We start from the raw sequence: 22,670 nt of genomic DNA on the forward strand, positions 1-22,670 counted from the left end.
GCGCGACATGCTTCCGATAGACGTCAGATCAAATCACTTTTCGCCTGCGCTCTTCGTTTGCCCGGCCGACGCCTCCTGCGCGCCCGACGCCGGCGCCGCGGGTGCGGCCGTGACGCGAATCTGCGAATCCGCGCTGACCCGGATCGCGCCATCGACGATGACGCGCTCGCCCGCCTTCAGGCCGCTCGTGATGAACCAGTCGTCGCCATGCCATTCGCCGACTTCGACGACACGCTGGTGCGGCTTCGATTGCTCGTCGAGCACCCAGACGAAGTGGCTCTTCGCGCCCTGCAGCACGGCGCGCTGCGGCACGAGAATGGCGTTGGGCCGCACCGCGCCCACCACGCGCGCCTTCACGAACTGCCCGGGCCGCAACGTACCCTGTGGATTGGCGAACACCGCGCGCACGAGGAACGTGCCCGTCTCCGTGCTGAACGCCGGATTCGTGAAGTCGATACGGCCGGTCTTCGGAAAGACCGAGCCATCGGCCTGAATCACGACCACATCGAACTTGTTGTCGGGCGGAAAGTGCAACTGGCCCGTCTTGATCTGCTCGCGATACTTCAGCAACTCGTTCTCCGAGATGCTGAAGTTCACCCACATCGGGTCGAGCTGATAGACGGAGGTGAGCAGGCCCGATTGCGTCGGCGTCACGTAGCTGCCTTCCTGCACGCGCGCGAAGCTGGAGAGGCCCTTGAGCGGCGAGCGGATCGTCGTGTAGCTCAGATTGAGCTCCGCGGTCTGCACCTCGCCTTTCGCGGCGATGACGGCGGCCTGCGCGCTCTTTTCGTTGCCGACGGCATCGTCGAGATCTTTCTTGCTCAACGCGTTCATCGCGGCGAGCGGCTTCACGCGCGAGAGATTCTGCTGGGTGACGAGGAGCCGCGCATCCTGCTGCGCGAGCGAGCCCTTCGCGGTCTGCAACGCGGCTTCGAAGGGGCGCTTGTCCATGAGGAACATCACCTGCCCGGCCTGGACGAGCGAGCCTTCGGTGTACATGCGCTTTTCCAGGAAGCCGTCGACGCGTGCGCGTATCTCGACCTCGCGCGAGCTTTGCGTCTGCGCGGTGAATTCGAATTCGACGGGCGTCGACTGAGCGGCGACGGTCACGACAGTGACATCGACGGCGGGCTTCTGCGCTTCGGCTGGCGGCTTCCTGCACGCCACGAGCGCAAGCGACGCCATCGTGGCAATTGCAACGAGACGCAACGCGCGCATCGGGCGCGACGGTTGAGCGAACGAGCAGCAGTCCAGCATCTGTTCCGACACGAACGCCATAGGCGCCTCCCTCTTGGGATGGCCGATCGTTGATGAGCGAGCGCGCCCGGGAAGGTGCCTCGCCACGACATGCTCGCGGTTGCGTTTCAGCGAAGGCGTGCCTTCGCCATGCGATGAAATCGCGGGACAGGAATCTTGGGCGACGTCAGCGAGCGCGAGCCTGATGCTTTTGATGTGTCGTAGCTGCCTCCGGTTTTGGCGGTCGAGTTATAGCCAGAGATGCTCATTGTTTCGCCACGGTGTTGCGTGACGAGACTACTAATAGCCGAATACGGCTGAAAACGCCATAGCGTTTAATGCCATTTCGACTGAGGCGGCGGATCGGGATGCGCAGCAATTACTGCCGGCTTTGGTTTGCAGGCCGACGGGATCGCCGGCTGCGGCGGGACGCTATGGATTGCTTGGCAGTCTGCCGAACGGGCGTGCCGGAATTCGAAACGCCGGACGAGACTGTAGACAGTTTCGTCCGGCGTGCATGCTTGTCACAGATGCCCGAACAACGCCCGCGGCCGGTCCCTCAACGTGCCCGCCAGCATCCTCAGGCCGCTGACGAGCTGATCGCGGCTTTCCGCGCACGCGAGATTGATGCGCACGCCGTGCTCGATCTCCGAGCGGTCGACCGCGAACGCAGACGACGGCATCACCACCACGCCGCGCGCCTTCGCATTCGCCGCGAAATCGTCGGCGCGCCACGGCAGCGGCAGCTTCAGCCAGACGAACATGCAGGCCGGATCGGACTGAAGGAGATCCTGCGGCAGCAACTCGCGGGCGAGATCATGCCGTGCGCGAATCTCGGCGAGCTGCGCATTCATGATGTGCTGCGCGGTGCCATCCTCCATCCAGACGGCGGCAATCAGCATCGATAGCGGAGCGGGCATCCACGCCGTCGTGCGCACGGCCTCCGCACAAAGCGCCGAATTGTCCTGCGGGCTCAGCAGATAGCCGAGCCGCAAGCCGGGCGCGAGTATCTTCGAGGTCGCCGAGATATGGAACGTCAGCTCGGGGCACAGGCTCGCGAGCGTCGGCAGGCGTTGCGCGACGAGCGGGCCGTACACATCGTCTTCGATGATCGCCACGCCATGCCGCCGCGCGACATCGACGAGCGCCATGCGCCGCTCGAGGCTCATCGTCGTGACGGTGGGATTCTGCAGATTCGGCACCGTGAAGATCGCCTTCACCGGCACGCGCCTGCATACGCGCTCGACCTCGTCGATGAGCAGGCCGTCGCGGTCGCTCGGAATGCCCACGATCTCGAACTGGAACACCGGCGCGAGCGCCTTCAGCCCGTAATACGTGAGCTGATCCGCGAGGATCACGCCATCCGTGCCGATCAGGCTGTTGAGCACCGCATACAGGCCGTGCTGCGCGCCGCTCGTGACGACGACCTGATCCGGCGTCGGCGCGAAGCCCGGCGCGCTCATCCAGCGCGCACCCGCCGCGCGCGCCCACGAAGGGCCCTGCGGCGGCTGATATTCCTGCAACTGCGCAAAGCGCGGATCGCGCGGCAGCTCGCCCATCGTGCGCGCGAGGCACGCGAGGAATTCGCCGGTCGCGGGCCGGTTCACGGTCAGGTCGATGACCGCGCTGCCCGAGCTCGCGGGCGGCGTCTCGACGCTCGGCATCGCGCCGCCGGTCACGAGCGAGCCGCGCCGCTTGCTGCCGATCACGAGGCCGCGCAACTGCAACTCCTTGTACGCGCGCGACACCGTGGACACATTGATGCCCAGGTCGCTCGCCAGTTGCCGTTGCGGCGGCAGACGGCTGCCGGGCGGATAGATGCCGCTGCGGATTTCCTTCTCGATGGAGCTGGATACCTCGATATAGGTCGATCGCTTGGTCGCGCCGTCGCCTTCGCCGTTCGCGGTCAGCGTCTGATCCTTGTCGGAAGCCATGAATCTCTGTCTCCATACAAACGATGCTTTGTCCGCGATTTGTGCGGAAGTCAGGCGATTCTAACCCAGAGTGGCCGCGATGCAATGCTCGCGTAAGCGCCAAAGCGCGTTGAGGCGTGCTGAAGCGCTTCTGCAAGACCCGCTCCAGCCGCACTCAGGGAAAATCCCATCACCACACAATAGCGTTTTTAATTGCACACAAAAAAATCTTGTGTGATTCTAGTATCAGAGTTTGTCTGGTGTGCGCTGCGCTTTTGCATCAGCCGCGCGTCCGATTCATCCGATCTTTGTCCGCAGGAGATTTCCCCGATGTCCTTGCCTCAAACCTCTCAACCCAAGCTCGGCGCGGCGCTGCGCCAGCGTCACGTCACGATGATCGCGCTCGGCGGGATCATCGGCGCCGGTTTGTTCGTCGGCAGCAGCGCGACGCTCGCGACAGTCGGCCCGGCGGCGTGCGTGTCGTATCTCGTCGCCGGCATCGTCGTGCTGATGGTCATGCGCATGCTCGGCGAAATGGCGCTCGCCGTGCCCGGCGTCGGCTCGTTCACCGAATACGCGCGCATCGGCCTCGGCAACTGGGCCGGCTTCACGAGCGGCTGGCTCTACTGGTATTTCTGGGTGATCGTCGTCGCGGTGGAGGCCGTCGCGGGCGCCGCGATATTGCAGCGCTGGATACCGGCGCCGGTCTGGGTCATCGGCCTCGTGCTGTTGTCCGTGATGACCGTGATCAACCTGCTCTCAGTCAAGTCGTACGGCGAATTCGAGTTCTGGTTCGCGTCGATCAAGGTCGCGGCGATCATCGTGTTCATCGCGATCGGCGCGGGCTATCTGCTCGGCTTCGGGCACACGGGCAGCGCGGTTACGCATCTCACCGGCAATCGCGGCTTTCTCCCGTTCGGCGCGATGTCCGTGTTCGCCGCCGTGCCGACGGTGATCTTCGCGGTCGGCGGCGCGGAAATCGCGACCATCGCGGCCGCCGAATCCGACGATCCCGCGAAGAGCGTCGCCGCCATGACGCGCTCGGTGATCCTGCGCGTCATCACGTTCTATGTCGGCTCGCTGTTCCTGATCGCGTGCATCGTGCCGTGGGGCAGCATCGTGACGGGACATTCGCCGTTCGTCGCCGCACTGGAGACGATGCGCATTCCCTACGCCGCCGACATCATGAACGCGATCGTGCTCGTCGCCGTGTTGTCCGCGCTGAACTCGGGTCTGTATGTGTCGTCGCGCATTCTGTTCCGTCTCGCCGAACGCGGCGATGCGCCGAAGGCGCTGCTCAGGCTCACGCCGCAGAAGGTGCCGCGTCTCGCGGTGCTGCTCTCGAGCGTGGTCGGCTATGTGGCGATCGTCGCGGCGATCGTGTCGCCGCAGGGCGTGTTCCTGTTCCTCGTGAACGCATCGGGCGCGGTGATGCTGTTCGTCTATCTCGCGACGGCGCTCGCGCAGATCCGCATCCGCCGACGCATTCAGAAAGAAGCGCCCGAGCGTCTCACGCTCAAGATGTGGCTCTTTCCGTGGCTGTCGTATGCGGTCGTCATCGCGATCGTCGGCGTGCTTGCGGCGATGGGCGCGGACCGCGAACTGCGTCCGCAACTGATGGCGAGCCTCGCGAGTCTCGCGGTGGCATCGGCGGCGTACCTGTTCGCGGCGAAGCATCATCGTCGTCAGGAGGAGAGCGAGTCGGCGACGGGTTTCCTGTCGCATGAAGGCGAGCTTGCATGGAAGGGGCGTGACTGATGTCGAATGTGGCGATCATCGGCGCGGGGTTCATCGGCATGGCGAGCGCGGCCTGGCTCATGCGCGACGGTCACGGCGTCACGCTGTTCGATCCGTCGGGCGTGGCGCAGGGCGCGTCGTTCGGCAACGCGGGCACCTTCGCGCCGTACGGATGCGTACCGGTGAACAATCCGTCCGTGTTCCGCGATATCCCGCGATTTTTGCTCTCGAACGACAGCCCGTTCAGATTGCGCTGGAGCTATCTGCCGCAACTCGCGCCGTGGCTCGCGCGCTTTCTGATGAGCTCGCGGCGCGCGAACTTCGAAGCGAGTGCGAAGGCGTTGTCGGCGCTGCTCTCGCGTGCGCAGGAAGGCTACGCGCCCTTGCTCGACGAAGACGGTCTCGCGCGTTTCGTGAAGCCGCGCGAGTGTCTGTATCTCTATTCGAGCGCCGCGTCGTTCGATGCATCGCGCGATTCGCTCGACCTTCGCGAACGGCTCGGCGTGAGCTTCGACGTGCTCGAAAGCGGCGCGATCCGCGAACTCGAACCGCAGCTCGCCCCGATCTTCGCGCGCGGCGTGCTGTTTCGCGATAGCTGGCATTTCACCGATCCCGCCGGTTTTCTGGAGGCCTTGTATGAACGGCTTGCGGCGCGCGGTGCGCAACTGGAACGCGCGAAAGTCGATGCGATAGAACCGGACGCGCAAGGCGTTTCATTGCGCGTGAACGGCGATGCGCGCCGCTTCGATCATGTCGTCGTCGCGACGGGCGCGCGCTCGCGCGAGTTCGCGCGTCAATGCGGCGACGACGTTCCGCTCGATACCGAGCGCGGTTATCACGTTCGTTATGCATCGGCGTCGAACCTGATATCGCGGCCGTGCGGCTGGGCGGAGCGCGGCTTCTACATGACGCCGATGAGCGACGGCATTCGCGTCGCGGGCACGGTCGAGCTCGCGGGCTTTACCGAAGAACGCAACCGCGCGCTGCTCGATCTCGTGACCGTGTCGTCCAAGCGCGCGTTGCCCGCGCTCGGCGCGCCCGATCGCGAATGGCTCGGCTTTCGTCCGACATTGCCCGACGGCGTGCCGGTGATCGGCGCGTCGAAGGCGAGCGAGCGCGTCGTGTATGCGTTCGGGCATCAGCATCTCGGGTTGACGCTCGCGGGCGTGAGCGGACGCATCGTCGCCGATATGATCGCGCGGCGCGCACCGCCGCTCGATCTCGCGAGCTATCGCGCGTCGCGCTTTCACTGAGCGCGGCACGCATTCGCATGAGACCTGTTCGCGGTGTCGCGCCGCGAGCGGGCCGTATGAAAACTGGCGCGACGTCCAACCATGTGGAGCACGAACATGAACCGCCGCTTTTTGCTTTCGAGCCTTGCCGCAGGCGTGCTTGCCGCGCATATGCCGATGTCGTGGGCCGCCGATCCCGAAGTCGTGAAGATCGGATTCGTCGGGCCGTTGACGGGGCCGGTCGCGCGCGTCGGCAAGGATTTGCAGTACGGTGCGCAACTCGCGATCGATGAAGAGAACGCGAAGCATCCGACCGTCGGCGGCAAGCCCGTCAAGTTCGAACTGGAGGTGTACGACGATCAGGCCGATCCGCGCGTCGCGATTCAGGTCGCGCAGAAAGCGGTCGATAGCGGCATCGTCGGCGTGATCGGGCATTACAACTCCGGTTGCAGCATTCCGGCGTCGACTGTCTATCATCAGGCGAATGTCGCGATGATCACGCCCGGCTCGACGAACCCGCAACTCACGAAGCAGGGCTTCAAGAACGTGTTCCGCACGATGGGCCATGACGGCGTGGGCGGCGTGGTGGCGGGGCGCTTCGTCGTGGAGCAGATGAAGCCGAAGCGCATCGGCATCATCGACGATCGCACCGCGTTCGGGCAAGGTCTCGCCGATTCGTTCGAGAAAGGCGTGAAGGAGGCGAACGGCAAGATCGTCGCGCGTGAATACACCAACGACAAGGCCGTGGACTTCCGCGCCATTCTCACGACGATGAAGAGCCAGAACGTCGATCTGATTTTCTTCGGCGGTCTCGATGAACAGGGCGCGATGCTCGTCAAGCAGATGCGCTCGCTCGGCATGACGACGCAACTCTTCGGCGCGGGCGCGCTCAAGAGCAATGCGTTCCTTCAGATCGCGGGCACGTCGGGCAACGGCACGCAGGATCTCGAACCCGGTCCCGCGCTCGACAAGCTGCCGTCCGCGCAGGAGTTCGGCAAGCGCTACAAGGCGCGCTTCAATCAGGATGTGGAGCTGTATGCGCCTTTCGCCTACGATGCCGCGCTCGCGATGATCAAGGCCATCCACGATGCGAATTCGCTCGATCGCGGCAAGATCGTCGAGGCGCTCGCGAAGGTCAACGTGACGGGCGTGACCGGCAAGATATCGTTCGATCCGTACGGCGATCTGATCAAGCCGCCCTATACGCTCTTTCAGGTCGAGCAGGGCCAATGGAAGAGTTTGAAGACAGTCGGCGGAAGCGGCGTATGAGCTTCAGCGAAACCGTAGGCGTTCGCACGTATCGTTTCGACGATCTCGCAACGCTGCTCGCGAAGGCGAGTCCGCGACGTTCCGGCGATGAACTCGCGGGCATCGCCGCGGCGACGGAAGAAGAGCGCGCGGCGGCGAAGCTGGCCTTGTCGGCGGTGCCGCTGCGCGCGTTCGTCGAAGAGGCGTTGATCCCGTACGAAGACGACGAAGTCACGCGCCTCATCATCGACGAACATTCGAAGGATGCGTTCGCCGCTGTGTCGCATCTCACGGTCGGCGAGTTCCGCGAGTGGCTGCTGGCCGATTCGACCGATACCGCCGCGCTCGTCGCGGTGTCGCAGGGACTCACGCCGGAGATGGTCGCGGCGGTATCGAAGCTGATGCGCAATCAGGACCTCATCCTCGCCGCGAAGAAGCGCCCGGTCGTCACGCGCTTCAGGAACACGGTTGGCTTGCCTGGACACATGTCGGTGCGCCTTCAGCCGAATCATCCGACCGACGATGTGCAGGGCATCGCCGCATCGATGATCGACGGCCTCATGTACGGCTGCGGCGACGCGATGATCGGCATCAATCCCGCATCGGACTCGCCGCAGGCCATCGGCAAATTACTCGCGATGATGGACGCGTTTCGCGAACGCTACGACGTGCCGACGCAGACCTGCGTGCTGACGCACGTGACCAACACGCTCGCGGCGATGGAGCAGGGCGCGCCGGTCGATCTCGTGTTTCAGTCGATCGCGGGCACGCAGAAGGCGAACGCATCGTTCGGCATCTCCATCGCGTTGTTGCAGGAAGCGTATGAAGCGGGCTTGTCGTTGAAGCGCGGAACCGTCGGCGAGAATCTCATGTACTTCGAAACGGGGCAGGGCAGCGCGCTGTCCGCGAACGCGCATCACGGCGTGGATCAGCAGACCTGCGAAGCGCGCGCCTATGCGGTGGCGCGCAGGTTCAATCCGTTTCTCGTGAATACGGTGGTGGGCTTCATCGGTCCGGAGTATCTCTACGACGGCAAGCAGATCATTCGCGCGGGCCTCGAAGATCATTTCTGCGCGAAGCTGCTCGGCGTGCCGATGGGTTGCGACGTCTGCTACACGAATCACGCGGAAGCCGATCAGGACGACATGGACACGCTGCTCACGCTGCTCGGCGCGGCCAACGTGAACTTCATCATGGGCGTGCCCGGCGCCGACGATGTGATGCTGAACTATCAGAGCACCTCGTTTCATGACGCGCTTTATGTGCGCGATGTGCTCGGCCTGAAACGCGCGCCCGAGTTCGAAGCATGGCTGCAGGCGATCCAGATCACGAATGCGCGCGGCATGCTGCGGGAACAGACGCAATGGCCCGCGCTCGTCGACTGGATGAGGGCGTGATGAAAGTCAGCGCGAATCCGTGGGAAGCGTTGCGCCGGTTCACCGATGCGCGTATCGCGCTCGGACGCGCGGGCAGCAGCGTGCCGACCGCGCCGCTGCTCGCGTTCAATCTCGCACATGCACAGGCGCGCGACGCGGTGCATCGGCCGCTCGATGTCCCGGCATTGCAGGACGAACTGATGTCGAAGGGATTCGAGAGCGCCACGGTTTGCAGCGCCGCGCCCTCGCGCGATGTCTACCTGCGGCGTCCCGATCTCGGACGCCGCCTCAACGAGACGAGCGCGACACAGCTCGAATCGCACACGAAGGACACGGACCTCGTGTTCGTCATCGCCGATGGACTTTCATCGAACGCGGCATCGACGCACGCGATCGCGCTCATCGAAAGAACCGTCGCGCGGCTCGACGGCTGGCGCATCGGTCCTGTCGTCATCGCGACGCAGGCGCGCGTGGCGCTCGGCGATTGCATCGGGTCGATCCTGAAGGCGCGCATCGTTGCCGTGCTGATCGGCGAAAGACCGGGGCTCACTTCTCCGGCGAGTCTCGGCGTGTATGTGACGTACGATCCGCGTCAGAGTCGCAGCGATGCGGAACGCAACTGCATATCGAACGTTCGCCCTGAAGGACTGGCCTACGATGCAGCCGCGTTCAAGCTCGCGTGGCTGCTGAACGAAGCGCGCTCGCGCAAGCTGACGGGCGTCGGCCTGAAGGACGACAGCGCGATAAGCCTGCCCGAGCGAACGATCGATCGCCTGTCGCGCGCATGACTGCGCATCCGATGCTCCGCGTAAACCCCGTCGAAAGAAAGTGCCTCGCGTAAGAAACGGGTAAGCGGACGCTTTTACCTTAGTCTCCAGCGCATCGAAAGCAAAACTCGCCTGAAAAGTATGCGCGAGGGCATTGCATGACGTCCCCGTCCGGGGATGTTCTTATTCATACGCATCGCTGACCGTTCGCGCGCCGCGCCGAACGCGGGCGTTTTCGCACGCAGAAAAGAGACATTCATGCAGGAGACGGAAATGGATCTCAAGATCGTAGAAAAAATCAAGTCGAGCGCCGCGTACGGCGAACTGGTGCGAAAACGCTCGAAGCTCGGCTGGACGCTGACCGCGCTCGTGCTCGTCGTGTACTACGGCTACGTGTTGCTCATCGCGTTCGACAAGGATTTGCTCGCCGCGAAGATGGGCGCGGGCGTGATGACCTGGGGCATGCCGATCGGCCTGTTCGTGATCGTCTTCACGGTCGTGATAACGGGTCTCTACGTGCGCCATGCCAACAGCACGTACGACGAACTCACGGACAAGATCAAGCGGGAGGCCGCATGAAGCCGCAACGTATCCTCGCATCGGGCGCGCTTGTCGCGGCTTCCTCGAGCGCCTTCGCCGCCGGCGGCGATCTCGGTCAGGCGGTGAAGCAGGCGACCAACTGGACCGCGATCTGCATGTTCATCGCGTTCGTGATCGCGACGCTTTTCATCACCAAATGGGCCGCCAAAAAGACGCGTTCGGCCGCCGAGTTCTACACCGCGGGCGGTGGCATCACAGGCTTTCAGAACGGCCTTGCGATCGCGGGCGATTTCATGTCGGCGGCCTCGTTCCTCGGCATTTCGGCGGCGGTCTACAGCAACGGTTATGACGGCCTCATCTATTCGATCGGCTTTCTCGTCGGCTGGCCGATCATCACGTTCCTGATGGCCGAGCGCCTGCGCAATCTCGGCCGCTTCACCTTCGCCGATGTCGCCGCATACCGCTTCAAGCAGACGCCGATTCGCGCGTTCGCGGCGTCGGGCACGCTCGTCGTCGTGGCGTTCTATCTGATCGCGCAGATGGTCGGCGCGGGACAACTCATCAAGCTCCTGTTCGGCCTCGAATACTGGATCGCGGTGGTGATCGTCGGCGCGCTGATGATGGTGTACGTGCTCTTCGGCGGCATGACCGCGACGACGTGGGTGCAGATCATCAAGGCGTGTCTGCTGCTCGCGGGCGCTTCGTTCATGGCGTTCATGGTGCTGTGGCAATTCCACTTCAGCCCCGAGGCGCTCTTTGCGAAGGCGGTCGAGGTGCACGAGAAGAAGGAATCGATCATGGGCCCGGGCAACTTCATCAAGGACCCGATCTCGGCGATCTCCTTCGGCATTGCGCTGATGTTCGGCACGGCCGGTCTGCCCCACATCCTGATGCGCTTCTTCACCGTGCCGAACGCGAAGGAAGCGCGCAAGTCGGTGTTCTGGGCGACGACGTGGATCGGCTACTTCTACATTCTCACGTTCATCATCGGCTTCGGCGCGATCGTGCTGGTGAGCACCAATCCGATGTTCAAGGATGCGGGCGGCAAGCTGCTCGGCGGCACGAACATGGCGGCGGTGCATCTTGCTAACGCGGTCGGCGGCAACGTGTTTCTCGGCTTCATCTCGGCAGTGGCGTTTGCAACCATTCTCGCGGTCGTCGCGGGGCTGACGCTCGCGGGCGCGTCGGCGGTGTCGCATGATCTCTATGCGACCGTGTTCAAGAAGGGCCAGGCGTCGAGCAAGAGCGAACTGAAGGTCTCGCGTATCACGACGATCGTGCTCGGCATCGTCGCGGTGGTGCTCGGCATCGTGTTCGAGAAGCAGAACATCGCGTTCATGGTGTCGCTTGCGTTCGCGGTGGCGGCGTCGGCCAACTTCCCGGTGCTCTTCATGTCGGTCCTGTGGCGCGGCTGCACGACGCGCGGCGCGGCGATCGGCGGCTTCCTCGGCCTGTTCTCGGCGGTCGCGATGACGGTGCTCTCGAAGGCCGTGTGGGTCGATGTGTTCCACTACGCGAGCGCGCCGTTCCCGTATGCATCGCCCGCGCTGTTCTCGATGGCGATCGGCTTCATCGGCATCTGGCTCTTCTCGGTGACCGACAAATCCGCGCGTTCGCGTATCGACAAGGCCGGCTTCGAAGCGCAGACGGTTCGCTCCGAGACGGGCATCGGCGCGGTGGAGGGCGCGAGCCACTGAAGTCCTGACGGCGGCGCGTTCTCCGATGCGCCGCCGCCGACGCGATTCGTATGCCGGAGATGCCGGGTGCGTCGCGAATGGCGAGTAAAAAATGCGTTAAGCTCGATGCAACTGAAAGCACGAAGCTTCTTTCGCATTGGAGCGAGCCATGGAATTGCAGTGCCCCAGTCTTTTCGAGCAATCGGCGTATATCGGCGGCGCGTGGGTCGACAGTACTTCGCTGCCGCGCGTGCCCGTCACCAATCCTTCCACCGGCGAGATCATCGGCACCGTGCCGCAGGTCACGGCGGAGCAGGTGAGCGAAGCCATCGACTGCGCGAACGCGGCCTTGCAGGACTGGCGCAACTGGAGCAGCCGCGAGCGTGCGTCGGTGCTGAGGGAATGGGCGCGGCTCGTCGAACATCATCGCGACGATCTCGCCATCATCCTGAGCACCGAGCAAGGCAAGCCGCTGCACGAAGCGCGTTCCGAAATCACGCAGGCCGCGAACTATCTCGACTGGTTCGCCGAAGAAGCGCGCCGCATCTACGGCGACAACATTCCCGCGCCGCGCCGCAATCAGCGTATCCGCGTGCTGCATCAGCCGGTCGGCGTGTGCGGCGCGATCACGTCGTGGACGTTTCCCTCTTCGATGGTCGCACGGCGCGTCGGCGCCGCGCTCGCGGCGGGCTGCACGGTCATTCATCATCCTGATCCGCAGACGCCGTACTCGGCGCTCGCGCTATGCGCGCTCGGCGAGAACGCGGGCTTGCCGCGCGGCGTGCTGTCCGTGCTGACGGGCGAGGGCGAGCCGATCAGAAGCACGCTGCTCGCGAGTCCCGGTGTGCGGAAAGTGTCGTTCACCGGTTCCATCGACGAAGGCAAGCGGCTGATGACCTTGTGCGCATCCACCGTGAAGAAGATGTCGCTCGAACTGGGCGCGAACTGCCCTTTCATCGTGTTCGACGATGCGGATATCGACCTCGCCGTGAAAGGCGCGCTCGATGCGCGTTTCCGTCACTCGGGCCAGGCGGCGATGTGCGCGAACCGCTTTTTCGTGCATGAGGACGTGTACGAGACCTTCGTCGCGAAGCTCGTTTCGAAAGTCGCGTTGCTCAAGGTGAGCGACGGACTGGACGAAGGCGCGCAGATCGGCCCGCTCATCGACGACGCGGCGGTGGTGCGCATCGAAGGTCTCGTCGATGAAGCGGTGAGGCTCGGCGCGAAGATCGCGGCGGGCGGATCGCGTGTCGCGCCCGGATCGAACTTTTTCAGGCCGACGGTCCTGACGGGCGTCGATCCGTCGATGGGCGTGTGCGGCGACGAAGTTCTCGGGCCGATAGCGAGCGTGCTCCAGTTCAGGGACGAGGACGACGTCATCACGCTCGCGAACGATACGCGCACCGGGCTCGCGTCGTACTTCTACACGGCGGATATCAGCCGCGCGTTCCGTGTGATGGAGGCGCTCGAATGCGGGGTCGTCGGCGTTAACGATAGTCTCGTGTTCAACGAGGTCGCGCCGTTCGGCGGCATCAAGGAATCGGGGATGGGGCGCGAAGGGGCGTCGTCGGGGGTGGAGGAGTATCTGGAGGCGAAGTATGTTTGTTTCGGGAATCTGGAGCCGTGAGGCTTAGCGGTCCGCCTGCGTGCGCGACGTGTCGACTGGGCAGGCCTTTATAATCGCCGCTCCCGGCGTCGACCGTTCAAACCGAGCAGTGGCGCAGTCAAGAAAGCAAAAAGAATGTCCAGACAAACCGCTGCTCCTCTTTTGATTCCTCACAACTCGAATACCGCAATCCGCTTGCAGGCCGACGCTCTGCACAAAGGCGCGAGAGAAATCAGCGAGGCCGATATCCAGGCGTATGTGCACGCGCATCCCGCCTGCCTTCCTATCGAGGAAATCGACGCGATCTTCTCCGGTGCTGTGTCCATATGCCGCGAGCTATATACGAACGCCGGACCCATCGACGTATTCATGGTCACGCCTTCTGGATTGCCCGTGCTGGTCGAATGCAAGCTATGGCGCAATCCCGAAGCGCGGCGTGAAGTCGTAGGCCAGATCCTCGATTACGCGAAAGAACTCAGCCGCTGGTCCTCGTCTGACTTGCAGCGAGCGGTGAAGCAGTGCCTGAAACGTGACGGAAACCCACTGCTCGAGATGGTGCGGGCCGTCGACCCGGAAGTCGATGAGATCAAATTCAATGATGCGCTCACCCGGAACCTTCGCCGTGGACGGTTCCTGCTTCTCATCGTCGGCGACGGCATACGCGAGGGCGTTGAGGCAATCGCGGAGTATCTGCAGGCGCACGCCGGGCTGCATTTTTCGCTTGGTCTGGTCGAGATGCCCATCTACGTCATGCCTGACGGCGGACGGCTGATCGTGCCGCGTGTCCTCGCTCGCACGACTTTGATCACGCGGACCGTCGTGATGGTGCCCGAAGGTCACGCACTTGACGATATCGCGGAGGGCGAAGACGAGGGCAACGTTGATCGATCGGCGCTTTCGGAAGAACAGCGAAGCTTCTGGACAGAGTTTCTTGGCGTCCTCAAGCTCGACGATCCAGAGCAGCAGATACCGAAACCCGCGCGGAAAGGTCATATCGGCTTCACGCTGCCGGTGCCTGATAGAAGCGCGTGGATCACTGTGTATCGCGATCTGCATCGGCACAGGGTCGGCGTATTTCTTTCTTTCGGCCGGAATACCATCGGTGAGCGCGCGGTGCAGACCGTCATCGAAGACTGGGATTCTGTGAGGGCCGAGTTGGGCGGAAGCGCCGAGATAGTCGACGAGGATTCCCGGCTCTACATCAGAGACCGTCGCGAATTCGGACCGTTGAAGCAGGCCGAGGTGCGTAAGGCTGCCTTCGCGTGGTTAGCGGAGCGCACGAATACCTTCGTAAACGTGTTGCGTCCACGCGTGCGGTCGGCGGTGGCGGATGAAAAGGCGTCGGTCGAATGAACTGCGCCATCACTCCGGCGGCCTCACCACCAGAATCGGCAAATGACTATGCGTCAGCACCTTCTGCGTCTCGCTTCCGAGCAATAGCCCGCGAATTCCGCCATGACCGTGCGAGGCCATCACGATGAGATCGCAGTGCCGCGTCTTCGCCGTATCGAGGATCACTTCATAGGGATGCGATCCCGTGGGCGCTTCGGTATCGCACTCCACGCCCGCCTGTACCGCGATATTCCGCAGATTTTCGAGGTACACGCGAGCGCGCGCCTGATCGGCGGCCTGAACCTCGTCCTGATTCGCGCCCGCCATCTCGGCGCTATAAACGGTCATATGAAACGGCCGCATCATATAAAGACCGGTGATGCGCGCGCTGTTCTCCTTGGCGAGCGCAACGGCCATGCGCACCGCCGCCTCCGATAGCGCGGACCCGTCCGTTGGAACCAGCAAATGGTTGAACATGATGACGTCCTCCGGTTCTCTGGGGACTCGAAAGAGAGAGTCGAATCGACGATTCCAGTATAGGCGAGTTCTAGCGACCCATTGCCGCGATAGCCTCCTCATCCAGACGCACGGACATGACGGGCGCTTCGGGCCCCACGTGCGACAGCTTCATCAGACGCGGCTGCAGCAGCAACGCTACGAGCCCGCTCCATCCCGTCTGATGCGAAGCGCCGACGCCGCGCCCGTTGTCGCCATGAAAGTACTCGTGAAAGAGGATGAGATCCTGCGAGCGCGGATCGGCTTGCAGCATCGGATACGCGGCCATCACGGGACGCTTGCCATCGGCATCTTTCAGGAAGAGCGTGCTGATGCGTCGCGAGAGGTCGTCGGCAATCTCGCTCAGCGAATGCATCTTGCCCGAGCCCGTCGGATGCTCGACGCGAAATTCGTCGCCATAGTAACGATGAAACTCGTACAGCGATTCGATCAGCAAATAGTTGACCGGCATCCAGATCGGTCCACGCCAATTGGAATTGCCGCCGAATACACGCGAATCCGATTCCGCGGGCAGGTATCTGATGCAGACCTTCACGCCATCGTGATCGAAGATATATGGCTTTTCGCAATGCACGCGTGACAATGCGCGCACGCCATAGTCGGAAAGGAATTCGCATTCATCGAGCGTGCGCCGCAACAGCGCTTTCATGCGATGTCCGCGTAATAGCGAAAGCAGGGTGGTGTTGCCCTTGCCGGGCTCGGTCCAGCGCGAGACGAGCTTCGCGAGATTCGGCCGATGATCTAAAAACCACGCAAGCCTTTCGCGCAGTCCCGGCAAATCGCCGTACACGCGCTCTTCGAGCACATGCACCGCGAAGAGCGGTATCAGCCCGACGATGGATCGAATGCGCATCGGCACGCGCGTTCCGTTCGGCAGATGCAGCACGTCATAGAAGAATTCGTCGCTGCGGTCCCACAAGCCCGTGTTGCAGCCCTCGCCGCAACTCACCGCTTCCGCGATATACAGGAAGTGCTCGAAGAACTTCACCGCGATCTCGACATACGACTCGTTGGCCATCGCGAGTTCGAGCCCGATCTGCATGAGGTCGAGCGCATACGAGGCCATCCACGCGGTGCCATCGGCCTGATCGATGCGTCCGCCCGTCGGCAGCGGCTGCGAGCGGTCGAAGATGCCGATGTTGTCGAGCCCGAGAAAACCGCCCTGAAAGATGTTGCGGTCGTCGGCGTCCTTGCGGTTGACCCACCATGCGAAGTTGAGCAGCAGCTTGTGGAACATCACTTCGAGGAAAGCGTGATCGCCGATGCCGGTCATCTCGCGATCGAGCTCGAATACGCGCCATGTCGCCCACGCGTGAACCGGCGGATTCGCGTCGCCGAAGGCCCATTCATAAGCGGGCAATTGCCCGTTCGGATGCATGTAGCGTTCTTTCACGAGCAGCGATAACTGCTTCTTCGCGAAGTCCGGATCGATCGTCGCGAACGCGACTGCATGGAACGCGAGATCCCACGACGCGTACCACGGGTACTCCCATTTGTCGGGCATCGATACGATGTCGCCGTTGCACATATGCCGCCAGTCCGCATTGCGGCCCTGTCGGCGTCCTTTGGGCGGAATGGGCTGGCCGGGATCGCCGTCGTGCCAGCGCGTGACGTCGAACTGGTAATACTGCTTCGTCCATAACATGCCTGCGAGCGCCTGACGCTGCACGAGACGCGCATCGGCTTCGTCGATATCGTGTTGCAGCGTCGCGTAGAACTCGTCGGCTTCCGCCAGGCGTTGCGCGAAAAGCTGCGCCATGTCGAGCGGCGGATCGTTTGAAACCGATGCCGGACGCCAGCGCAGATACATCACGGAGCGTTCATGCGGTCCGAGTTGCAAACACGCGTGCGCGGCGCTGCGCGTGCCAAGATCGCGCCGGATCGCGTGTTCGTCGCCTTCGACGAGATAGTCGTTGAAGCCGTCCTTGAAGGGACCCGCGCCCTCGATACCGAAGATGCGACGAACGTTCGTTTCGTTCTCGCAAAAGAGCCATTCGACGGGCGTTTCCGCCGATGCCGTCACCAGCATCGCGCCTTGCGACGGATTGTGCGCGACGACGCGGGCACCTTCGCGCGCATCCTGTTCCAGCGTCAGCGACGGCTTGCCCCATTTGCTCGACCACGACCAGCGGTTGCGCGCCCAGAACTGCGGCAGCACGTGAAGCGTCGCGGGCTCGTCAGCGCGGTTTTCGACGGTCACGCGCATCACGACATCATCGGCCGTGTGCTTCGCATACTCGACGCAGACATCGAAGTATCGATCGTTGTCGAACACGCCGGTATCGAGCACTTCGTATTCGGGAAGCTCGGGGCCGCGCCGCCTGTTCTCGTCGATGAGCTGCTGATACGGATACGCGTCGTGCGGATACTTGTACAGCATCTTCATGTACGAATGCGTCGGCGTGCCGTCGAGATAGAAGTACAGCTCCTTCACATCCTCGCCGTGATTGCCTTGCTCGTTCGTGAGACCGAAGAGCCGTTCCTTGATGATCGGATCGCGCCCGTTCCACAGCGCGAGCGACACGCACCAGTCGAGCGGGTCGTTGCCGAATCCGGCGATACCGTCCTCTCCCCAGCGATACATGCGGCTGCGCGCATGGTCGTGCGGAAAGTAATCCCAGGCGGTTCCGCATTCGCTGTAATCCTCGCGGACCGTGCCCCATTGACGCTCGCTCAGGTACGGTCCCCAGCGTCGCCACCGGTCGAGTTCGGCGCCATGCAGGCGAGAGCCTTCCCTGGTTTGCAGCAAATGGATTGCGCGTAGCGGTGGCATGCGACCTCCGGTCCGGATGACCATCCAATATGTTCGATGCGCGGCTTTCCGATGATAAGCGAAGTGAAAAAAAGCGCGGCGATTGCCGCGCTGCAAAAACTCATCATGCCCGTTTCATCGCGTTCCCGCGCTTCTCAGCGAGATTCCGTCTGGATGAGGATTCGCGTCGTTCATGTCTTCCGGAAGGAGATTGCCGTCCGCGAGCCGCCGGTCCGCTTCCGCGACCTCCGGATAACGCTCCGGATAAAGATGCCGTTCGCTGACGGCGGCATCGAACGTGCGCGACCATTTGGCGATCACGACGGTCGCGAGACTGTTGCCGATGGTGTTGCACGTCGCGATCGCCATCGACATGAAGCGGTACACGCCGAAGATCAGCGCGAGGCCTTCGACCGGAAGGATGCCCGTCGATGTGACGGTCGCGGCGAACACCACGAACGATCCGCCCGAGACCGTGGCCGCGCCCTTCGACGTCAGCAGCATCAGCAACAGAATGCCGATCTGATGGTCCAGCGTGATCGGCACGCCGTAAGCATGAGCGATGAACATCACGCCCATCGACATGAAGATCGACGTGCCGTCGAGATTGAACGCATAGCCCGTGGGCAGCACGAGCCCGACGGTCTGCTTCGCGCAACCGAGGCGTTCGAGCTTGATCAGGAGACGCGGCAATGCGCTTTCCGAAGACGCCGTGCCGAGCACGATGAAGATTTCGTCCTTGATATAGCGCAGAAAGCGCCAGAGGCTAAAGCCCGCGAGCTTCGCGATGATGCCCATCACCACGACGATGAATAGCGCCACCACCGCATAGAAGCTCACCACGAGTTGTGCGAGCGCGACCAGCACGGCCGTGCCGTTGCTGCCCACCGAATACGCGACCGCGCCCAGTGTGCCGAGCGGCGCGAGCTTCATCACGAGGTTGATGAACGAGAACAGCACTTCGGAAACGAGATCGAGTCCTTCGTTGATGCGCACGCGGCGGCGCTCGGGAATGGCGAGAATGCCGATGCCGACCATCACCGCGAGCACGACCACCTGCAACAGCTCGCCTTTCGCGAACGCGCCGATGAAGTTGTCCGGCACCACATGCATCACGAACTCGGTGAAGCCTTGCGGCGCGGCCTTTGCGGCCGTCGCGGGCACGGCGCCGACAGCGACGGAAGTCATCGCCTTGCCCGTTTGCAGCAGATTGCCCGCGAGCAGGCCGACAGCGAGCGCGATCGTCGATACGACTTCGAAGTAGACGATCGCTCTCCAGCCGACGCGCCCCGCGCTCTTCACATCGCCCGCCGACGCGATGCCATGCACGATCGTGAGAAACACGAGCGGCGCGACGCCGGCCTTGATGAGCGCGAGAAAGATATCGCCGAGCACCTTCAGTTGCGCGCCGAACTTCGGAAAGACGAGACCGACCGCAATGCCGATCGCGAGCGACAAGAGCACCTGCATGCCGAGCTTGCGATACCACGGCAGCTTCTTCGGCGGTGCGACGGTCGTGTCGTCGTGTGATGCGGGTTCGTTATGCATCGCATGCTCCTCCATGTTCTTAACGTTCAGACTTCGCTCGACAGCGCGATGGCGCGATCCACCATCTGCGGCGCGAGACCGAGATAGTTCGCGGGATCGGTCATGCGGTCGATCGCGGCGCGGTCGAAGTGCTTCGTCACTTCCGGCAATGCGGCGAGCGCTTCCGCAAGCGTGCCGCCTTGTTCGTTCACCGTGCGGCATGCGTCGTACACGATGTCGTGCGCCTGCTGACGTCCGGTGTAAGGGGCCATGCCCATCATCACGGCTTCCGCCACGATCAGGCCGCGGCTGATGCCGAGGTTGTGCTTCATGCGCGCTTCATCGACGATCAGGCCGCCGAGCATGAACTTCGCCTGATGCAGCGCACCCGACGTGAGAATGAAGCTCTCGGGAATCGCGATCCATTCCGCATGCCACGGGCCGGTGGCGCGCTCGAAGTCCTGGATCATCGCGTCGACCATCAGGCCCGCGTGCTGCCGCACCGCTTTAGCGGCGGCCAGCATGAGCTCGCTCGAAATCGGATTGCGCTTTTGCGGCATGGTGCTGCTCGCGCCGCGTCCCTTCACGAAGGGCTCGTACACTTCCGCGAATTCCGTCGACGCCATGATCATGATGTCGATCGCGATCTTGCCGAGCGACCCGGTGACGAGCGCGAGCAGGTTGACCGCTTCGGCGAAACCATCGCGTGCGACATGCCAGGTGGTTGCGGGCACGCCGAGCTTCAGTTCTTCGGCGAGCGCCTTCTGCACCGCGAAGCCCTTGTCGCCGAGCGATGCCAGCGTGCCCGCCGCGCCCGCGAATTCGACGACGGCCACGCGCTCGCGCATCTGCGCGATGCGTTCCTGATGGCGATCGAACATCGCGAGCCAGATCGCGACCTTGTAGCCGAAGGTCACGGGCAGCGCCTGCTGCAAATGCGTGCGGCCGGCCATCGGCGTGTCGCGGTGCTTCTTCGCCAGATCCGCGAGAATCGTGCGCAATTCGCGTATGTCGCCGTCGATGGATTCGAGCGCATCGCGCACTTGCAGCGCGACGGCGGTATCCATGATGTCCTGAGTCGTCGCGCCCCAATGAACGTAACGTCCGGCGTCGCCGCACATGGCGACCATCTGATGCACGAGCGGCAGGATCGGATAGCCGACGATGTCCGTTTCCTCGCGCATGTGATCGAAGTCGATGCGCTCGATCTTCGATTCGCGCGCAATCACTTCGGCGGCCTCGGTTGGAATCACGCCCGCGCGCGCCTCGGCCTTCGCGAGCGCCACTTCGACATCGATGTAACGCTGCACCAGCGCGTGATCCGAGAACAGCGCGCGCATTTTCGCGGTGCCGAACGCGTCGCGAAACAGCACGGAATCGAACACGGTGCTGGCCAGGGGAGAAACGGAACTCGTCATGTTGACCTCTTGCGGAAGCGGAATTGATCGGGGCAGGACAGCCAAATATGTCCGGACATATCCACACTAATATGTTCGAACATATCGGGCAAGCTATGATTTACCCTGACCACCGAAAAACACCGCCAGAGCTGCAATGAACAGACCGCATTTCGCCGATATCGCGCGCGAGCTGACCGAGGGAATCGCGTCGGGCCGCTTTCCTGTCGGCTCCTATCTGCCGACCGAACTGGAACTCCGCGACCACTATCAGACGAGCCGGCATACCGTGCGCGCCGCGCTGCACGAATTGCAGCAACTGGGCCTCGTGTCGCGGCGCAAGAATGCGGGCACGCGTGTCGAGTCGATGCAGCCGCGCAATGACTTCCGTCCGTCGCTCGCGTCCGTCGACGATCTCGTGCAGTTCGGCTCCGAACATTTGCGTCTCGTGCAATCGACGCAGCACATCGAGGCCTCGGCGAAACTCGCGAAGACCTTGCGCTGCGCGCAGGGCACGCCGTGGCTGCGCGTATCGAGCCTGCGTATCGATGGCGACAAGGACAGCCCGCCCGTCGGCTGGACGGACGTGTATATCGATCCTGCATACGACGACGTCGCCGAAGCCGCGAAGGAGAATCCGGATACGCTCATCAGCTCGCTGATCGAAGCGCGCTATGGGCGCGGTATCGACGAGATTCAGCAGGACGTGCGCGCGATCAACGTATCGGCGGAAATGGCGAGGCGTCTGCGCGTGGAGGCGGGCACGGCGGCGCTGGAGATCGTGCGCCGCTATCTCGATGCGAGCGGCGCGACGTTCGAGGTGTCGGTGACGGTGCATCCGGCGGAGCGCTTCTGCGTGTCGATGCGGCTCAAGCGCTCGCCTGCCTGAGCGCATCCTCCGCGATCCGGGAACGCCGTCTTTCGACGTGACATCCAAGCCGGTATCCACAACGGAATGCCGGGAGACGTCACATGAAACTCATCCACACCGCGTTGAGCGCGATAGTCGCATTCGCAGGCATCGCGGCTCATGCGCAAAATGCCGGACCGACCGATCCGCAGATCGCGGCTATCGTCGTGACGGCCAATCAGGTCGATATCGACGCGGGCAAGCTCGCCGAATCGAAGACGAAATCCAACGACGTGAAGGCGTTCGCGCAGCAAATGGTCACGGACCATAGCGGCGTCAACAAGGCCGCGACCGATCTCGTGAAGAAGCTCAACGTCACGCCCGAGGACAACCCGACGAGCCAGAGCCTGAAGCAAGGCGGAGACGCGAATCTCGCGAAGCTCGAAGCGCTTTCGGGCGGAAGCTTCGACAGGTCGTACATCGATCACGAGGTCGCCTATCATGAAAGCGTGCTCGATGCGCTCGACAAGACCTTGATACCTGGCGCACAAAACGAAGAACTGAAGGCGCTGCTCGTCAAGGTGCGGCCCGCATTCGTCGCACATCTAGAACATGCACGGCATGTGCAGGCGGAACTGAAAAAGAGCGGAGCGTGAAATGCGCTGGCTTCTTTGCGTAGGCGCGCTCGTTTTGTGTGGCGAGGCGAGCGCCGCGACGTACGTCGTCGTGATCGAGCAAATGCGTTTCGAGCCGCCTGTGTTGACCGTTGCGCTCGGCGATCGCATCGTGTGGGTGAACAAGGATTTGTTTCCGCACACCGCGACCGCCGATAAAGCGGCCTTCGATTCGCATGATATTTCGCCCGATGCGTCGTGGAGTTACGTCGCGCGCGAGGCGGGAAGCTATGCATATTCGTGCAGGCTGCATCCGACGATGCACGCGACACTGAACGTTCGATAGAGACG

18 protein-coding genes are annotated in these 22,670 nt (G+C 63.0%); 12 read left to right on the plus strand and 6 right to left on the minus strand.

Annotation, left to right across the window (positions count from 1 at the left end):
* Positions 1 to 33: 33 nt before the first annotated feature.
* Together QCE73_RS22945 and QCE73_RS22950 are read right to left on the minus strand one after the other, a co-directional pair.
* Positions 34 to 1,278 (minus strand): efflux RND transporter periplasmic adaptor subunit, encoded by a 1,245-nt coding sequence (locus QCE73_RS22945; RefSeq protein WP_309883708.1) that lies wholly within the window; start codon positions 1,276 to 1,278, stop codon positions 34 to 36.
* Positions 1,279 to 1,760: 482 nt separating this feature from the next.
* On the minus strand, positions 1,761 to 3,170 hold the full coding sequence (locus tag QCE73_RS22950; protein WP_309883709.1) for a PLP-dependent aminotransferase family protein: 1,410 nt from the start codon (positions 3,168 to 3,170) through the stop codon (positions 1,761 to 1,763).
* A 309-nt stretch (positions 3,171 to 3,479) separates the two neighbouring features.
* On the opposite strand from QCE73_RS22950, the gene QCE73_RS22955 reads away from it, so the two are divergent.
* The 9 genes from QCE73_RS22955 (at position 3,480) to QCE73_RS22995 (ending at position 14,684) form a co-directional block, all read left to right on the plus strand.
* Positions 3,480 to 4,907, plus strand: a complete 1,428-nt coding sequence (locus QCE73_RS22955) for an amino acid permease (RefSeq protein ID WP_309883710.1) — start codon at positions 3,480 to 3,482, stop codon at positions 4,905 to 4,907.
* A complete protein-coding gene (locus QCE73_RS22960) occupies positions 4,907 to 6,139 on the plus strand; it encodes an FAD-dependent oxidoreductase (protein WP_309883711.1) in 1,233 nt (410 codons plus the stop codon). Before QCE73_RS22955 ends, QCE73_RS22960 begins: the two co-directional genes overlap by 1 nt.
* A gap of 96 nt (positions 6,140 to 6,235) precedes the next feature.
* Positions 6,236 to 7,387, plus strand: a complete 1,152-nt coding sequence (locus tag QCE73_RS22965) for a branched-chain amino acid ABC transporter substrate-binding protein (protein WP_035501388.1) — start codon at positions 6,236 to 6,238, stop codon at positions 7,385 to 7,387.
* Complete coding sequence (locus tag QCE73_RS22970) at positions 7,384 to 8,763, plus strand: ethanolamine ammonia-lyase subunit EutB (protein WP_309883712.1); 1,380 nt, start codon at positions 7,384 to 7,386, stop codon at positions 8,761 to 8,763. The genes QCE73_RS22965 and QCE73_RS22970 overlap by 4 nt, the downstream gene beginning before the upstream one ends.
* Entirely contained in the window at positions 8,763 to 9,530 is a 768-nt protein-coding gene (gene eutC / locus QCE73_RS22975) for an ethanolamine ammonia-lyase subunit EutC (RefSeq protein ID WP_309884187.1), read from the plus strand. Before QCE73_RS22970 ends, eutC begins: the two co-directional genes overlap by 1 nt.
* Positions 9,531 to 9,782: 252 nt before the next feature.
* Entirely contained in the window at positions 9,783 to 10,088 is a 306-nt protein-coding gene (locus QCE73_RS22980) for a DUF485 domain-containing protein (RefSeq protein WP_035501389.1), read from the plus strand.
* Entirely contained in the window at positions 10,085 to 11,746 is a 1,662-nt protein-coding gene (locus QCE73_RS22985) for a cation acetate symporter (RefSeq protein ID WP_309883713.1), read from the plus strand. The genes QCE73_RS22980 and QCE73_RS22985 overlap by 4 nt, the downstream gene beginning before the upstream one ends.
* A gap of 148 nt (positions 11,747 to 11,894) precedes the next feature.
* A complete protein-coding gene (locus QCE73_RS22990; protein WP_309883714.1) occupies positions 11,895 to 13,352 on the plus strand; it encodes an NAD-dependent succinate-semialdehyde dehydrogenase in 1,458 nt (485 codons plus the stop codon).
* Between the two features lie 114 nt (positions 13,353 to 13,466).
* Entirely contained in the window at positions 13,467 to 14,684 is a 1,218-nt protein-coding gene (locus tag QCE73_RS22995) for a hypothetical protein (RefSeq protein WP_309883715.1), read from the plus strand.
* 9 nt (positions 14,685 to 14,693) lie between these two features.
* Here QCE73_RS22995 and QCE73_RS23000 read toward each other — a convergent pair whose 3' ends face one another.
* From QCE73_RS23000 to QCE73_RS23015, 4 genes are all read right to left on the minus strand, one after another.
* Positions 14,694 to 15,140 (minus strand): universal stress protein, encoded by a 447-nt coding sequence (locus QCE73_RS23000; RefSeq protein WP_187604016.1) that lies wholly within the window; start codon positions 15,138 to 15,140, stop codon positions 14,694 to 14,696.
* A gap of 70 nt (positions 15,141 to 15,210) precedes the next feature.
* The gene (locus tag QCE73_RS23005; protein ID WP_309883716.1) at positions 15,211 to 17,952 is read right to left on the minus strand and encodes an MGH1-like glycoside hydrolase domain-containing protein; all 2,742 of its coding nucleotides are present in this window, start codon (positions 17,950 to 17,952) and stop codon (positions 15,211 to 15,213) included.
* A 114-nt stretch (positions 17,953 to 18,066) separates the two neighbouring features.
* A complete protein-coding gene (locus tag QCE73_RS23010) occupies positions 18,067 to 19,479 on the minus strand; it encodes a cation:dicarboxylate symporter family transporter (RefSeq protein ID WP_309883717.1) in 1,413 nt (470 codons plus the stop codon).
* Positions 19,480 to 19,505: 26 nt separating this feature from the next.
* Positions 19,506 to 20,876, minus strand: a complete 1,371-nt coding sequence (locus QCE73_RS23015; RefSeq protein WP_309883718.1) for an adenylosuccinate lyase family protein — start codon at positions 20,874 to 20,876, stop codon at positions 19,506 to 19,508.
* Positions 20,877 to 21,012: 136 nt separating this feature from the next.
* Between QCE73_RS23015 and QCE73_RS23020 the strand changes: the two genes are divergently transcribed.
* From QCE73_RS23020 to QCE73_RS23030, 3 genes are all read left to right on the plus strand, one after another.
* A complete protein-coding gene (locus QCE73_RS23020; protein WP_238211130.1) occupies positions 21,013 to 21,744 on the plus strand; it encodes a GntR family transcriptional regulator in 732 nt (243 codons plus the stop codon).
* A gap of 83 nt (positions 21,745 to 21,827) precedes the next feature.
* Complete coding sequence (locus QCE73_RS23025; RefSeq protein WP_309883719.1) at positions 21,828 to 22,361, plus strand: DUF4142 domain-containing protein; 534 nt, start codon at positions 21,828 to 21,830, stop codon at positions 22,359 to 22,361.
* Position 22,362: 1 nt separating this feature from the next.
* On the plus strand, positions 22,363 to 22,665 hold the full coding sequence (locus QCE73_RS23030) for a cupredoxin family copper-binding protein (protein ID WP_309883720.1): 303 nt from the start codon (positions 22,363 to 22,365) through the stop codon (positions 22,663 to 22,665).
* Positions 22,666 to 22,670: the final 5 nt, after the last annotated feature.

The organism is Caballeronia sp. LZ029, from assembly GCF_031451275.1.
GTDB lineage: Bacteria > Pseudomonadota > Gammaproteobacteria > Burkholderiales > Burkholderiaceae > Caballeronia > Caballeronia jiangsuensis.